Below are 14785 nucleotides of genomic sequence, written 5' to 3'. Positions count from 1 at the left end.
CGTATGTGCGTGACCCTCAGGTCACGTTCGGGGCCGTCAGACCATCAGCGAGCGGTCCGTGGGACGGATCGGCGCCGGCAGTTCGCTCGCGCCGGTGAGGAAGCGGTCGACGCCCTTGGCGGCCGAGCGGCCCTCCGCGATGGCCCAGACGATCAGGGACTGGCCGCGGCCCGCGTCGCCCGCGACGAAGACACCGGGGACGTTGGTCTGGAAGTCCGCGTCGCGCGCGATGTTGCCGCGCTCGTCGAGGCCCAGGCCGAACTGGGTGACCAGTCCGTTGTCCTGGTCCGTGCCCGTGAAGCCCATCGCCAGCGTCACCAGCTGCGCCGGGATCCTGCGCTCCGTGCCCGGCTTCTGGGTCAGCTTGCCGTCGACGAACTCGACCTCGACCAGGTGCAGCCACTGGACGTTGCCGTCCTCGTCGCCCTCGAAGTGGGTGGTGCTGACGGAGTAGACCCGCTCGCCGCCCTCCTCGTGCGCGGAGGTGACCTTGTAGAGCATCGGGAACGTCGGCCAGGGCTGGTGCGCGGCGCGCTCCTCGCCCGGCTTCGCCAGGATCTCCAGCTGCGTGACCGAGGCCGCGCCCTGACGGTGGGCGGTGCCCACGCAGTCCGCGCCCGTGTCACCGCCGCCGATCACGACGACGTGCTTGCCCTCGGCGGTGATCGGCGGGGCCACGAAGTCGCCCTCCTGCACCTTGTTGGCCAGGGGCAGGTACTCCATCGCCTGGTAGACGCCCTTGAGCTCACGGCCGGGGACCGGGAGGTCACGGGCGGTCGTGGACCCCGCGGCGACGACCACCGCGTCGTAGCGCCTGCGCAGCTTCGCGGCGTCGATGTCGCGGCCGATCTCGACACCCGTGCGGAACTTGGTGCCCTCCGCGCGCATCTGCTCGATACGGCGGTTGATGTGCCGCTTCTCCATCTTGAACTCGGGGATGCCGTAGCGCAGGAGGCCGCCGATGCGGTCCGCGCGCTCGTACACCGCGACCGTGTGACCGGCCCGGGTCAGCTGCTGGGCGGCGGCGAGACCGGCGGGGCCGGACCCGACGACCGCGACCGTCTTGCCCGACAGGCGCTCGGGGGCCTGCGGCTTGACGTCGCCGGTGTCCCACGCCTTGTCGATGATGGAGACCTCGACGTTCTTGATGGTCACCGCGGGCTGGTTGATGCCCAGCACGCACGCCGACTCGCACGGAGCGGGGCACAGGCGGCCCGTGAACTCCGGGAAGTTGTTCGTGGCGTGCAGCCGCTCGGACGCGGAGGTCCAGTCCTCGCGGTAGGCGTAGTCGTTCCACTCGGGGATCAGGTTCCCGAGCGGACAGCCGTTGTGGCAGAACGGGATGCCGCAGTCCATGCAGCGGCCGGCCTGCTTCGAGATGATCGGCAGCAGCGAGCCGGGGACGTAGACCTCGTTCCAGTCCTTGACCCGCTCCTCGACCGGACGGGTCCTGGCGACCTCGCGGCCGTGCGTAAGGAAGCCCTTGGGATCAGCCATTGGTCGCCGCCTCCATCATCTTCTCGGTGATCTCGGTCTCGGTGAGACCGGCTCGCTCGGCGGCGTCCTTGGCGGCGAGCACTGCCTTGTACGTGCTGGGGATGATCTTGCTGAAGCGCTGCGCGGAGACGGACCACTCGGCGAGGAGCTTCTCGGCGACCGTGGAGCCGGTCTCCTCGGCGTGGCGGCGCACCACGTCGTGCAGCCACTGCTTGTCGTCCTCGGTCAGCTCCTCGACGGCGCCGGCGTTGCCGACGTTGACGTTGTCGCGGTCGAGGTCGATGACGTACGCGACGCCGCCGGACATGCCGGCCGCGAAGTTACGGCCCGTCTCGCCGAGGACCACCGCGCGGCCACCGGTCATGTACTCGCAGCCGTGGTCGCCCACGCCCTCGGACACGACCGTCGCGCCGGAGTTGCGGACGCAGAACCGCTCACCCGTACGACCGCGCAGGAACAGCTCGCCGCCGGTCGCGCCGTACGCGATGGTGTTGCCCGCGATCGTCGAGTACTCGGCGAGGTGGTCGGCGCCCCGGTCGGGACGGACGATCACGCGGCCGCCGGAGAGGCCCTTGCCCACGTAGTCGTTGGCGTCGCCCTCCAGGCGCAGCGTGACACCGCGCGGCAGGAACGCGCCGAACGACTGGCCCGCCGAGCCGGTGAAGGTGATGTCGATGGTGTCGTCGGGCAGACCCGCGCCGCCGAACTTCTTCGTCACCTCGTGGCCGAGCATGGTGCCGACCGTGCGGTTGATGTTGCGGATCGCGACCTGGGCGCGGACCGGCTGGGCGTCGGTCACGCTGTTCGCGGCCAGGGCGTCGGCGGCGAGCTTGATCAGCTCGTTGTCGAGCGCCTTCTCCAGGCCGTGGTCCTGCTGGATGACCTGGTGGAGCGCCGCGCCCTCGGGCAGCTCGGGCACGTAGAAGAGCGGAGCCAGGTCCAGGCCCTGCGCCTTCCAGTGCTCGATCGCGCGGGCCACGTCGAGCGCCTCGGCGTGGCCGACGGCCTCCTCGATGGAGCGGAAGCCCAGCTCGGCGAGGATCTCGCGGACCTCTTCGGCGATGAACTTGAAGAAGTTCACGACGTACTCGGCCTTGCCGGTGAACCGGTCGCGGAGCACCGGGTTCTGGGTGGCGATGCCGACCGGGCAGGTGTCCAGGTGGCAGACGCGCATCATGACGCACCCGGAGACGACGAGCGGCGCGGTCGCGAAACCGAACTCCTCGGCGCCGAGCAGCGCGGCGATGACGACGTCACGGCCGGTCTTCAGCTGGCCGTCGGTCTGGACGACGATGCGGTCGCGCAGGCCGTTGAGCAGCAGCGTCTGCTGGGTCTCGGCGAGGCCCAGCTCCCAGGGACCGCCGGCGTGCTTGAGCGACGTCAGCGGCGACGCGCCCGTACCACCGTCGTGACCGGAGATCAGTACGACGTCCGCGTGGGCCTTGGAGACACCCGCGGCGACCGTGCCGACGCCGACCTCGGAGACCAGCTTCACGTGAATCCGCGCCTGCGGGTTCGCGTTCTTCAGGTCGTGGATCAGCTGGGCCAGGTCCTCGATGGAGTAGATGTCGTGGTGCGGCGGCGGGGAGATCAGGCCGACACCCGGGGTCGAGTGACGGGTGCTGGCGATCCAGGGGTACACCTTGTGGCCGGGCAGCTGACCGCCCTCGCCGGGCTTGGCGCCCTGGGCCATCTTGATCTGGATGTCGTCCGCGTTGACCAGGTACTCGGAGGTCACACCGAAGCGGCCGGAGGCGACCTGCTTGATGGCCGAGCGGCGCGCCGGGTCGTACAGGCGGTCCGCGTCCTCGCCGCCCTCACCGGTGTTGGACTTGCCGCCCAGCTGGTTCATGGCGATGGCGAGGGTCTCGTGCGCCTCGCGGGAGATCGAGCCGTACGACATGGCGCCGGTCGAGAACCGCTTGACGATCTCGCTGACCGGCTCGACCTCGTCGAGGGAGATCGGCTCGCGGCCCGACTTGAAGCCGAACAGGCCGCGCAGCGTCATCAGGCGCTCGGACTGCTCGTTCACCCGGTCCGTGTACTTCTTGAAGATGTCGTACTTGCCCGAGCGCGTGGAGTGCTGGAGGCGGAAGACCGTCTCCGGGTCGAACAGGTGCGGCTCGCCCTCGCGGCGCCACTGGTACTCGCCGCCTATGTCGAGGGCGCGGTGCGCGGGCGCGATGCCGGAGGCCGGGTAGGCCTTGGCGTGGCGGGCGGCGACCTCCTTGGCGATGACGTCGAGACCGGCGCCGCCGATCTTCGTCGCCGTGCCGCTGAAGTACTTGTTGACGAACTCCTCGTCCAGACCGACCGCTTCGAAGACCTGCGCGCCGCGGTAGGAGGCGACGGTGGAGATGCCCATCTTGGACATGACCTTGAGGACGCCCTTGCCCAGCGCGTAGATCAGGTTGCGGATGGCCTGCTCGGCCTCGATGTCCGACAGGAACGTACCGGCGCGGACGAGGTCCTCCACGGACTCCATCGCGAGGTACGGGTTGACGGCCGCGGCGCCGAAGCCGATGAGCAGGGCGACGTGGTGGACCTCGCGGACGTCACCGGCCTCGACGAGCAGACCCACCTGGGTGCGCTGCTTGGTGCGGATGAGGTGGTGGTGGACGGCCGCGGTGAGCAGCAGCGACGGGATCGGCGCGTGCTCGGCGTCGGAGTGGCGGTCCGACAGGACGATCAGCCGGGCGCCGTTCTCGATGGCGGCGTCGGCCTCGGAGCAGATCTCCTCGATGCGCGCGGCGAGGGACTCGCCGCCGCCGGAGACCCGGTACAGGCCGGACAGGGTCGCGGCCTTCATGCCGGGCATGTCGCCGTCGGCGTTGATGTGGATGAGCTTGGCCAGCTCGTCGTTGTCGATCACCGGGAAAGGCAGGGTGACGCTACGACAGGACGCGGCCGTCGGCTCCAGCAGGTTGCCCTGCGGGCCGAGGGAGGAGCGCAGGGACGTGACGAGTTCCTCGCGGATCGCGTCCAGCGGCGGGTTGGTGACCTGCGCGAACAGCTGGGTGAAGTAGTCGAAGAGCAGACGCGGGCGCTCCGACAGCGCGGCGATCGGCGAGTCCGTGCCCATCGAGCCGATCGGCTCGGCACCGGCCTTGGCCATCGGCGCGAGGATGACGCGCAGCTCCTCCTCGGTGTAGCCGAAGGTCTGCTGGCGGCGGGTGACCGAGGCGTGGGTGTGCACGATGTGCTCACGCTCGGGGAGGTCCTCCAGCTCGATCTCGCCGGCCTCCAGCCAGTCGGCGTAGGGCTTCTCGGCGGCGAGGCCGGCCTTGATCTCGTCGTCCTCGATGATGCGGTGCTCGGCGGTGTCGACGAGGAACATCCGGCCCGGCTGAAGCCGGCCCTTGCGGACGACCCTGGCGGGGTCGATGTCGAGGACGCCGACCTCGGAGCCGAGGACGACCAGGCCCTCGTCGGTGACCCAGTAGCGGCCGGGGCGCAGACCGTTGCGGTCGAGGACCGCGCCGACCTGGGTGCCGTCGGTGAAGGTGACGCAGGCCGGGCCGTCCCAGGGCTCCATCATCGTGGCGTGGAACTGGTAGAAGGCGCGGCGGGCCGCGTCCATGGAGTCGTGGTTCTCCCACGCCTCCGGGATCATCATCAGCACGGAGTGCGGGAGGGACCGGCCGCCGAGGTGCAGCAGCTCAAGGACCTCGTCGAAGGACGCCGAGTCGGAGGCGTCGGGCGTGCAGACCGGGAAGATCCGCTCCAGTCCCTTGGCCCCGCTGCCGGCGGAGCCGAACTTCTCGGAGACGAGCTGGGACTCGCGGGCCGCCATCCAGTTGCGGTTGCCCTTGACCGTGTTGATCTCGCCGTTGTGCGCGACGAAGCGGTACGGGTGGGCGAGCGGCCAGCTCGGGAAGGTGTTCGTGGAGAACCGGGAGTGCACGAGCGCGATCGCGGAGGCGAAGCGGCGGTCGGACAGGTCCGGGAAGAAGGGCTCCAGCTGGCCGGTGGTCAGCATGCCCTTGTAGACGATGGTGCGGGCGGACAGCGACGGGAAGTAGACGCCGGCCTCGCGCTCGGCGCGCTTGCGCAGCACGAACGCCCTGCGGTCCAGGTCGATGCCCTGCGACTGTCCGTCGCTCACGAAGATCTGGCGGAAGGCGGGCATCGTGGAGCGGGCGGTGGCGCCGAGGAGCTCGGGGGCGACCGGGACCTCGCGCCAGCCGAGGACCGTCAGGCCCTCGTCGCCGGCGATCGTCTCGATCTGTGAGACGGCCTCGTCCGTGCCGTCCTCGGGCAGGAAGGCGATGCCGACCGCGTACGCACCGGCGGCGGGCAGTTCAAAACCGGCCACCTCCCGGAGGAAGGCGTCGGGAACCTGGGACAGGATGCCCGCGCCGTCGCCGGAGTCGGGTTCGGAGCCGGTCGCACCGCGGTGCTCCAGGTTGCGCAGCACCGTGAGCGCCTGCTCGACCAGCGCGTGGCTCGCCTCGCCGGTGAGGGTGGCCACGAAACCGACGCCACAGGCGTCGTGCTCGTTGCGGGGGTCGTACATACCCTGCGCAGCAGGGCGAGCATCCATGAAGGACCACTTCTGGCCATTCGTGGAGTGCTGGGACGGCTGGCGCGGCGTACGCATCGGCTCTCCCGTCGTCGTCGTGGCATATGCATGTGCCGAGGGACGACGTTGGCCCTCTGCTGTGGAGTGCAAAATTTCGTGCAGGTTACATGATGGAGCGATTCTCGGGAACCGGATACTTCGTTCCAACATGCGGACGCCGTGGCTGGCGGCGAGGGCATCGCCGGGCTGCGGCACGAGTTCCGCGCACGGTGATGAAGATTGATGAAGATTGAGGACCTAAGCGGACAGATCAGTGACCGTCGGCCCGGAGCGCGGCAGGCAACGTCGCCCGCCGCGGCTGAGTGCGGCGCAGGCCTCATTGCCCGCGGCGCTTACGGCTCATGCCCGGTGGTTAAGCATTCGAAACCGCCGAGTAACGGCTATTTATACGGTCCCTCGCATAAAAAGCTGCGCCAGTCATCCTACGGCCGCGCCGATGAGACTGCCCAGGACGTACGTCACACCCGCCGCGGCTCCTCCCAGGGCGAGCTGGCGCAGCCCGCTGTACCACCAGGATCGCGCCGTCACCCTGGCCACGACCGCGCCGCACGCGAAGAGCCCGATGAGGGCGAGCAGCAGCGCGGGCCACAGGGCGCTCGCGCCGAGCAGATACGGCAGTACGGGCAGGAGGGCGCCGAGCGCGAAGGAGCCGAAGCTCGACACGGCGGCGACGGCCGGTGAGGGAAGGTCGCCCGGGTCGATGCCCAGCTCTTCGCGCGCGTGGATCTCGAGCGCCTGCTCCGGATCCCGGGACAGCTGCCGGGCGACCTCCCGGGCCAGCTCGGGCTCGACGCCACGCGCCGCGTAGAGCGCGGCCAGCTCCGCTTCCTCGTCCTTCGGGTGCTTCCGCAACTCCCGCCGCTCGACGTCGAGTTCGGCCTCGACCAGCTCGCGCTGCGAGGCGACGGAGGTGTACTCGCCGGCCGCCATGGAGAAGGCGCCGGCGGCCAGGCCCGCGAGCCCGGTGATGACTATGGTCTGCTGGCCGACCGAGCCGCCGGCGACGCCGGTCATCAGGGCCAGGTTGGAGACGAGGCCGTCCATCGCGCCGAAGACGGCGGGGCGCAGCCAGCCACCGTTGACATCGCGGTGGGTGTGGTTGTCGCGGTGCGCCTCGTGCAGCGTCGCCTCGGTCTCGATGATGGCCATGGCCCGGTCCCCCAGGGTGTTGATTGGACTGTTTCCACTTTTTGACAACTACGAAAGTACGCCGCTCCATTCCTTCCCGCCAGCAAGGAAAGGCTGCGCTAACCTGCGCTTTTACCCTTCAATGCTCATTCGTGGAGGGCCCTGCACAGATGTCGACCGGGTGACTCTGGGGCGCCTGAGGCTCTGCTCCGCCCCTCAGGTGGCACAGATCCGCAAAGGGGGTCCGTGCCCTGAGAGGAGAGGCACCCATGGCTTCCATCGCCTGCATTCCCTCGGTCCCGGCGCCCGGAGACGCCGCCGATCTCCGTGAACGGGCGCGCGGCGCGCTGCTCGGCCTCGCCGTCGGGGACGCGCTGGGCGCGCCCGCCGAGAACATGAAGCCGTCCGAGATCCGGGCGCGCTGGGGTCGCATCACGGGGTACGTGGCCGACAACCCGGCGGGCACCGACGACACGGAGTACGCGATCTTCTCCGGCCTCCTCCTGGCCCGGCACGGCTCGGCGCTCACGGTCGCGCATGTGGAGGCGGCCTGGCACCAGTGGATCGCCGACCGGGACGAGGGGCCGTTCAAAGGGGCGGGATTCAGCGAGCGGGGCACGCTGGAGAACCTGCGCCGGGGCCTTGCCGCACCGATCTCGGCCCAGCACCGGCACGCGTGGAGCGACGGGCTCGCGATGCGCGCGGCCCCCTTCGGCGTCTTCGCGGCGGGCCGCCCCGCCGAAGCGGCCCGGCTGGTGGCGATCGACGGCTCGGTGAGCCACGACGGCGAGGGAATCTACGGCGGCCAGGCGGTGGCCGCGGGCGTGGCGGCGGCGATGGCCGGCGCGCCGACGATCGCGGTGGTGGCCTCGGCCCTGGCGGTCGTCCCCGAAGACTCCTGGACGGCCCGCTCGCTGCGCCGGGCGGTCGCGGTCGCCCATCGCGGCGAACGCGCGGTCCGCTCCGCGGTCGTGATCGGCGGCTACCCGTGGACGGACCTCGCCCCCGAGGCGGTCGCCCTCGCGTTCGGCGCGTACGCGGCGGCCGACGGCGACTTCACGGAGTCGGTGCTCACCGCGGTCAACATGGGGCGGGACGCCGACACGACGGCGGCGGTGGCGGGCGCCCTGGCGGGTGCGACGCGGGGCGCCTCGTCGATCCCGGCGGCGTGGGCGGCGGCGATCGGCCCGGCGCGCGGCAGTTGCCTGCCGTCCATGGAGGGCCACCACGTCCTGGACATCGCGGAGTTGCTGACACCGGGCGCGGAGGACGAGGGGAAGTGGGGGGCGGGGGTACTGGCCCCCGGCTGGAACGGACTGGACGGGCCGGCCGGACTCGCCGGACTGGGCGGACTCGCCGGCCTCGCCGGACTGGACGGACTGGGCGGGCTGGGCGGCCTGGGGGGGCGGGGCAAGGAGGCGGACGGGCTCGTACGGGGGCCGGGCGGACTCGTACGAGAGCTGCCCCGCCGGTGGCCCGGCCCCGATCCGGGCGTCTTCGTGCTCGCCTCGGACGCGTTCGTACCGGCCGGCGACGACGACGAGGTGGAGCGATGAGGCCCGGCCTGGTGGGAGACGAGCCGGGTGAGAGCTCGGGGGCCTCGGCGGCGGAGGCGCACGATCCGCCCCCCGCGCCCGCGGCCGACCGCGCCCTCGACATCCGCGCCGTCGGCGCACCGCACCCCCGTCGTATCGAAGGCCTCCTCCTGGGCCTCGCCGCGGGGGACGCCGCCGGCTGGCCCGCCGCCCGGCACCGGGCCGCACGCATGCCCGAGTGGACCCGGCGGCTCACCCGTGAGCTGGACACCTTCGCCGAGCAGAACGCGACCACCACCCTCCCCGTGCCGATCGCGCTCAATCAGCCGCCGGAGCCACTGCGGCTCGGCCCGTCCGACGACGCCGAGTGGGCGGCGTTCGCGGCGGAGGCGGTACTGCGGGCCGGCGACGGGAACGTGCTCGGGGACCTGAGCCACGAGCGGCGGATGCGCGCGGCCATCGACCTGTCCTGGAACGCCGTCGCCAGCGAGGTCGCCGCCGCGGCCGAACGCGCCCCCGAGGTCGAGTCCGCGCTGCTCCCGCTGCGCGCCCGGATCTCCGTGCGGGCAGGCCTCGGCAACCTCGCCACCGGGGCTGCGCCCGCCCGCCACCGGCCACGACAACCCCCACTACTTCGACGACGCGGCCTGCGTACGGGCCTGCGTCCTGGCCGTCGCGCACCCCGGAGAACCCCGGCTCGCCGCCGAGCTGGCCGAGTTCGACGCCCGCTACACCCAGGACGGCGACGGAGTGCACGGCGCCCGCGCCATGGCCGCCGCGCTCGCGCTCGCCCTCGCCGGGGCGGACGTCGACGCCTGCGCGGACGCGGCCCTCGCCGAACTCCCCGAGTCGACGGAGATCGGCCGCAACGCCCGGCACGCGCTCCGGCTGGCCCGTTCGGGCGACGGCACGTTCGCCATCGTGCCCCTCCTTGAGCACCAGATCGTGGACCACGTCTACAGCTACGGCATCGCCGCGGCGGAGACCGTACCGGTCGCCCTCGCGCTCGCCACCGCCGCCCGCGGCCGGATCGCCGAGGCCGTGCCCGCCGCCGCCTGCCTGTCGCGGGTCGCGGACTCGGCCCCGGCGCTGGCGGGCGCGCTGACCGGCGCGCTCGGCGGCGGCGCGGAGATCCCGGCCGCCTGGCGCGACGCCTGCCGCACCCTCTCCGGCTGCGCGCTGCCCCGCCTGACCGGCACCGACCTGGTAGAACTCGCCGAACTCCTGGGAGCCACGGAACTGACCACACCGGGGGGATGATTCGGGCATGACGCCCAAATCACCCCTCTGCGAGACGTCTCCGCCGCCCCTCGACGAGACGTCCACCCCGCCCCTCGACGCACGGATCACCGGCGCCCTCGTCGGGGCCGCGGTCGGCGACGCCCTCGGCGGTCCCGTCGAGGGCTACACGCCCGAGCAGATCCTCGAACGCCACGGCGGGCGCGTCCACGGCGTCGTCGGCCCCTGGAACGGCGACGCCTGGCGCACGGCCCGCCCCATCGCCCCGTACCACAAGGGCGACGGGCACGTCACCGACGACACCTTGCTGACGCACGCGCTGGTACGTGTGTACGCCACGGTCCGCGATCACCTCGACGCGTACGCGATCGCCGAGCACCTCGTCCCCGACCTGATGACCTCCCCCCGCTGGATCCCGGAACTGGAGGCCGAGGCCCTCCCCCTCCAACGGATCTTCCTCGCCGAGAAGTGGCTGGTGGCCCGCCTGCACTACGGCCACGTCGATCCCCGTGAGGCCGGCGCCGGCAACATCGTCAACTGCGGCGCCGCGATGTACATGGCCCCGGTCGGCCTGGTCAACGCGGCCAACCCGGCGGGCGCGTACGCCGAGGCGCTGGACATCGCGGGCGCGCACCAGTCGTCGTACGGCAGGGAGGCGGCCGGTGTCCTCGCGGCGGCGGTCGCGGCGGCCTGCGCACCGGGCGCGACGGCGGACTCGGTGGTCACCGCGTGCCTGGCGCTGGCGAAGGACGGCACCCGCTCGGCGATCGAGGCGGTCTGCGAAGCGGCGTCCCGGCACACGGACTTCGAGTCGGCCCTCGGGCCGCTGCGCGCGGCGGTGGCTCCGTTCGACACCGTGGGCCCGGACTACCGCACCCCTTCCCTCGGCGCCCGCCGCCCCTCCCGCCTCCACGCGATCGAGGAACTCCCGGTGGCCCTCGGCATGTTGGTGGTGGCCGGCGGCGACTACCGGCACGCCGTGCTCGGCGCGGTCAACTACGGCCGGGACTGCGACTCCATCGCCACGATGGCCGGCGCGGTCGCGGGCGCGCTGGGCGCGGCCGTCCCGCACGACTGGGCGAAGACGGTGGCGCGGGCGAGCCGCCTCGACCTGCACGCCCCGGCGCGGACCCTCACGGAGGTCACCCGCGAGATCTTCGAACGGGACGTCCGCCGCCGCCGGGCCCACGAGTCGGCGTACGCGACGCTGGCGGACCGGCGGTGAGCGCGCTCCGGCTGACCTGGGTCCAGCCCGAGGACCTGCTCGGCCACGAACTCCACCAGGCGGCCCAGGACGGCCGCGAACCGTACGCGATCGCGGCCCGCTGGCGGGCGGCGGGCGGCCAAAAGGCCCCGGAACGGGCGGGCGCGTCGCGGGGACCGGTCTCGCCGTACCTGCGGATACTGGCCGAGGACCTGCTGGCCGAACTGGCGGACCTGCCGAGCCGGCTGGCGGACCAGGAGCCGACGGACCTGGCGAACATCAGGGCCCGCTGCCCGAAGTGGCCGTCGCGGCCCCAGCCCTCCCCCGCCACGCCACCGGCCCACGACCGTCTGGAAGCCGCCTGGCTGGGCAGAGCGGCCGGCTGCCTCCTGGGCAAGCCGGTGGAGAAGCTCCCCCTCGACGGCATCCGCCGGCTCGCCCGGGCCACCGGCAACTGGCCCCTGCACACCTGGTTCACGGCCCGCGGCCTCCCCCCGGAACTCGCCGCGGCCCACCCCTGGAACCGCCGCTCGGCAACCACCTCCCTCGCCGAGAACATCGACGGCATGCCGGAGGACGACGACCTCAACTACCCCCTCCTGAACATCCTGTTGCTCCAGCGCCACGGCAAGGGCTTCAGCACCGCCGAAGTCGCCCGCCTCTGGCTCGACGAACTCCCCGCCGGCCGCACGTTCACCGCGGAGCGCATCGCGTACCGCAACCTCCTCGACGGCATCGAGCCCCCGCGCACGGCCCGCCACCGCAACCCGTTCCGCGAGTGGATCGGCGCCCTGATCCGCGCGGACGTGCACGGCTGGACCAACCCGGGAGACCCGGCGGCCGCCGCGGCCCAGGCCCACCGCGACGCCACCCTCACCCACACCGCGAACGGCGTCTACGCGGCGATGTTCACGGCCGCCACCATCGCCGAGGCCGCCACCGGCCACCACGGCATCCACCACTGCCTGCGCACCGGCCTCACCGTCGTCCCGCCGCACTCCCGGCTGGCCAGGGCCGTCCGTCACGCGGTCCACCTGGCCGCCACCACAGAGGACTTCGACACGGTCGTCGACGAACTGCACGCCACCCACCGCGGCTACCACTGGGTCCACGCCGTCCCCAACACCGCCCTGATCGCCGCCGCCCTCACCCACGCGGACGGCGACTTCAGCGGCTCCGTCTGCCGCGCCGTGGCGGGCGGCTGGGACACCGACTCGAACGGCGCGACGGCAGGCGGCATCGCCGGTCTGCTGGCCGGCCGCCCGACCGCCCTCCCCGACCGCTGGACCACCCCCCTCAAGAACCGACTCGCCACCTCCGTGGCCGACTTCAACGGCGTCGGCTTCGACACCCTCGCCCACCTCACACACCGGGAGGCCCACCGCCCATGACCCACATCGCCGTGCTCCGCAGCACGAACCCGGACCTGGTCGCGTACGTCACCGAGGCACCGCGGCGCGGGCAGCCCGTGACGGGACGGGACGTCCGTACGGCACCCGGCGGCGCGACCGACGGGCAGCCCTCATGAGTACGCCGCCCGACACCGCCGCCCCGCTCACCGGTCTGCGCGTCGTCGACCTCGCGACCCTCTTCGCCGGACCGATCGCCGCCACCATGCTCGGCGACTTCGGCGCCGAGGTGATCAAGGTCGAGCACCCGGCGAAACCGGATCCCTCCCGCGGCCACGGCCCGTCGAAGGACGGCGTGGGCCTGTGGTGGAAGCTCCTCGGCCGCAACAAGCGCACGATGACCCTGGACCTGTCCCGGCCCGGCGGCCGCACGACCCTGCTGCGCCTCGCCGCGACGACCGACGTGATCATCGAGAACTTCCGCCCCGGCACGCTGGAGAAGTGGGACCTGGGATGGGAGGAGCTGTCGGCCGCGAACCCCCGGCTCGTCCTCGCCCGGGTCACCGGCTTCGGCCAGTTCGGCCCGTACGCGCGCCGCCCCGGCTTCGGCACGCTCGCGGAGGCGATGAGCGGCTTCGCGGCGATCACGGGCGAGCCGGACGCGCCCCCGGTGCTCCCGCCCTTCGGCCTGGCCGACTCGATCGCGGGCCTCGCGACCGCCTACGCGGTGATGACGGCCCTCGCCGCCCGCGACCGCACCGGTGCGGGCCAGGTGATCGACATGGCGATCATCGAGCCGATCCTCACGGTCCTCGGCCCGCAGCCGATCTGGTACGACCAGCTCGGCCACGTGCAGCCGCGCACCGGCAACCGTTCCGCGAACAACGCGCCCCGCAACACGTACCGCACGGCGGACGGTTCGTGGGTCGCGGTCTCCACGTCCGCGCAGTCGATCGCGGAACGGTTGATGATCCTGGTGGGCCGCCCGGAGCTGATCGCCGAGCCGTGGTTCGCGACGGGCGCGGACCGGGCCCGCCACACGGACGTCCTGGACGAGGCGGTGGGTGCCTGGATCGCCCGCCACACCCGCACCGAGGTCCTGGAGGCGTTCGAGAAGGCGGAGGCGGCGGTGGCCCCCATCCAGGATGTGCGGGACGTGATGACGGATCCGCAGTACGCCGCGCTGGACACGGTCACCACGATCCCCGACGACCCCGAACTGGGCCCGCTCCGGATGCAGAACATCCTCTTCCGGCTCTCCTCCACCCCCGGCGCGATCCGCTGGGCGGGCCGTCCGCACGGCGCGGACACGGAGGCGGTACTGACCGAACTGGGCCTGGCGGAAGCCGAGATCACCGCGCTGAGATCGGAAGGCGCCCTGTGACCGCGGAGTCCTTCCCGCTCACCTGGCTGTACGCGCCCGGCGACCGACCCGAGGTGGTGGGCAAGGCCCTCGCCTGCGGGGCGGACGTCGTCCTGATCGACCTGGAGGACGCGGTCCCCCCGGACCGCAAGGACTACGCCCGCGCCGCGACGGCGGAACGGCTCACGCAGCGGCAGCCGGTCCCGGTCCACGTACGCGTGAACGCCCTGGACGGTCCCTGGCTGGAGGCCGATCTCAAGGCACTCACGGCGCTCCCGGGCCTCTCCGGCCTGCGCCTGCCCAAGGTGACCTCGCCCGCGGACGTGGTCCGCGTCGCGGAACGCGCCGCCCCCACGGAGGGCGGCACACGCGCGGAGGGCGGCGCGATCCCGCTCCACGCCCTCCTGGAAACGGCCCTGGGCGTGGAACAGGCGTTCGCGATCGCGTCGGCGCATCCGGACGTGCGGGGCGTCTCGCTGGGCGAGACGGATCTACGGGCGGATCTGGGGGTACGGGAGGACGCGGGCCTGGACTGGTCGCGGGCGCGGGTGGTGGTGGCCGCACGGGCGGCGCGGCTGCCGCCGCCGACGCAGTCGATCCACCCGGACATCCGGGACCTGGAGGGCCTGGCCGCGTCCTGCGCCCGCGGCCGGGCCCTGGGTTTCCTGGGCCGCGCGGCGATCCATCCGCGCCAGCTGCCGGTCATCGAGCGGGCCTATCTCCCGACTCCGCAGGAGATCGCCACGGCTGAGGAGATCGTCAAGGCCGCGGCGAGGGACCCGGGCGCCCAGGCCCTCCCGGACGGCCGCTTCATCGACACGGCGGTGGTGACGGGGGCCCAGCGCACACTGGCGCTCGCGCGCCGCCTGAACTGATGAGGGCGCCGTA

At 72.6% G+C, this 14785-nt stretch carries 9 protein-coding genes and 1 pseudogene; 7 read left to right on the top strand and 3 right to left on the bottom strand.

Annotated features, from left to right (window positions below; translation table 11 throughout):
• Positions 1-36: 36 nt before the first annotated feature.
• The 3 genes from SAVERM_RS31860 to SAVERM_RS31850 form a co-directional block, all read right to left on the bottom strand.
• Positions 37-1497: a glutamate synthase subunit beta gene (locus SAVERM_RS31860; protein WP_010987591.1), complete on the bottom strand. Its 1461-nt coding sequence runs from the start codon at positions 1495-1497 to the stop codon at positions 37-39.
• The gene (gene gltB / locus SAVERM_RS31855) at positions 1490-6097 is read right to left on the bottom strand and encodes a glutamate synthase large subunit (RefSeq protein WP_078234556.1); all 4608 of its coding nucleotides are present in this window, start codon (positions 6095-6097) and stop codon (positions 1490-1492) included. The genes SAVERM_RS31860 and gltB overlap by 8 nt, the downstream gene beginning before the upstream one ends.
• 399 nt (positions 6098-6496) lie before the next feature.
• The gene (locus tag SAVERM_RS31850; RefSeq protein WP_010987589.1) at positions 6497-7228 is read right to left on the bottom strand and encodes a VIT1/CCC1 transporter family protein; all 732 of its coding nucleotides are present in this window, start codon (positions 7226-7228) and stop codon (positions 6497-6499) included.
• Between the two features lie 248 nt (positions 7229-7476).
• Here SAVERM_RS31850 and SAVERM_RS31845 point away from each other — a divergent pair, with 248 nt between their 5' ends.
• The 7 genes and pseudogenes from SAVERM_RS31845 to SAVERM_RS31820 all read left to right on the top strand — a co-directional run bounded on the left by SAVERM_RS31845 (position 7477) and on the right by SAVERM_RS31820 (position 14772).
• Positions 7477-8763: an ADP-ribosylglycohydrolase family protein gene (locus tag SAVERM_RS31845; RefSeq protein ID WP_010987588.1), complete on the top strand. Its 1287-nt coding sequence runs from the start codon at positions 7477-7479 to the stop codon at positions 8761-8763.
• Positions 8760-10002: pseudogene (locus SAVERM_RS31840) on the top strand (ADP-ribosylglycohydrolase family protein). The gene SAVERM_RS31845 and the pseudogene SAVERM_RS31840 overlap by 4 nt, the downstream one beginning before the upstream one ends.
• Before the next feature lie 7 nt (positions 10003-10009).
• Complete coding sequence (locus tag SAVERM_RS31835; protein ID WP_010987585.1) at positions 10010-11206, top strand: ADP-ribosylglycohydrolase family protein; 1197 nt, start codon at positions 10010-10012, stop codon at positions 11204-11206.
• A complete protein-coding gene (locus SAVERM_RS31830; RefSeq protein WP_010987584.1) occupies positions 11203-12576 on the top strand; it encodes an ADP-ribosylglycohydrolase family protein in 1374 nt (457 codons plus the stop codon). The genes SAVERM_RS31835 and SAVERM_RS31830 overlap by 4 nt, the downstream gene beginning before the upstream one ends.
• Positions 12573-12713 (top strand): hypothetical protein, encoded by a 141-nt coding sequence (locus SAVERM_RS42845; RefSeq protein WP_154696740.1) that lies wholly within the window; start codon positions 12573-12575, stop codon positions 12711-12713. The genes SAVERM_RS31830 and SAVERM_RS42845 overlap by 4 nt, the downstream gene beginning before the upstream one ends.
• On the top strand, positions 12710-13918 hold the full coding sequence (locus tag SAVERM_RS31825) for a CaiB/BaiF CoA transferase family protein (RefSeq protein ID WP_010987583.1): 1209 nt from the start codon (positions 12710-12712) through the stop codon (positions 13916-13918). Before SAVERM_RS42845 ends, SAVERM_RS31825 begins: the two co-directional genes overlap by 4 nt.
• Positions 13915-14772, top strand: a complete 858-nt coding sequence (locus SAVERM_RS31820; RefSeq protein ID WP_010987582.1) for an HpcH/HpaI aldolase/citrate lyase family protein — start codon at positions 13915-13917, stop codon at positions 14770-14772. Before SAVERM_RS31825 ends, SAVERM_RS31820 begins: the two co-directional genes overlap by 4 nt.
• The last annotated feature ends 13 nt before the right edge of the window (positions 14773-14785 follow it).

The sequence above is a fragment of the Streptomyces avermitilis MA-4680 = NBRC 14893 genome (assembly GCF_000009765.2).
GTDB classification, from domain to species: Bacteria; Actinomycetota; Actinomycetes; order Streptomycetales; family Streptomycetaceae; genus Streptomyces; species Streptomyces avermitilis.
Note: the sequence above shows the minus strand (reverse complement) of the source record. Positions and strands in the feature narration are given on the sequence as shown.

Excerpts from the sequence above, each read along its gene's own strand:
- SAVERM_RS31825 (WP_010987583.1), top strand. The coding sequence starts at position 12,710 with ATGAGTACGCCGCCCGACACCGCCGCCCCGCTCACCGGTCTGCGCGTC.
- gltB (WP_078234556.1), bottom strand. The coding sequence starts at position 6,097 with ATGCGTACGCCGCGCCAGCCGTCCCAGCACTCCACGAATGGCCAGAAG.
- SAVERM_RS42845 (WP_154696740.1), top strand. The coding sequence starts at position 12,573 with ATGACCCACATCGCCGTGCTCCGCAGCACGAACCCGGACCTGGTCGCG.
- SAVERM_RS31845 (WP_010987588.1), top strand. The coding sequence starts at position 7,477 with ATGGCTTCCATCGCCTGCATTCCCTCGGTCCCGGCGCCCGGAGACGCC.
- SAVERM_RS31860 (WP_010987591.1), bottom strand. The coding sequence starts at position 1,497 with ATGGCTGATCCCAAGGGCTTCCTTACGCACGGCCGCGAGGTCGCCAGG.
- SAVERM_RS31835 (WP_010987585.1), top strand. The coding sequence starts at position 10,010 with ATGACGCCCAAATCACCCCTCTGCGAGACGTCTCCGCCGCCCCTCGAC.
- SAVERM_RS31850 (WP_010987589.1), bottom strand. The coding sequence starts at position 7,228 with ATGGCCATCATCGAGACCGAGGCGACGCTGCACGAGGCGCACCGCGAC.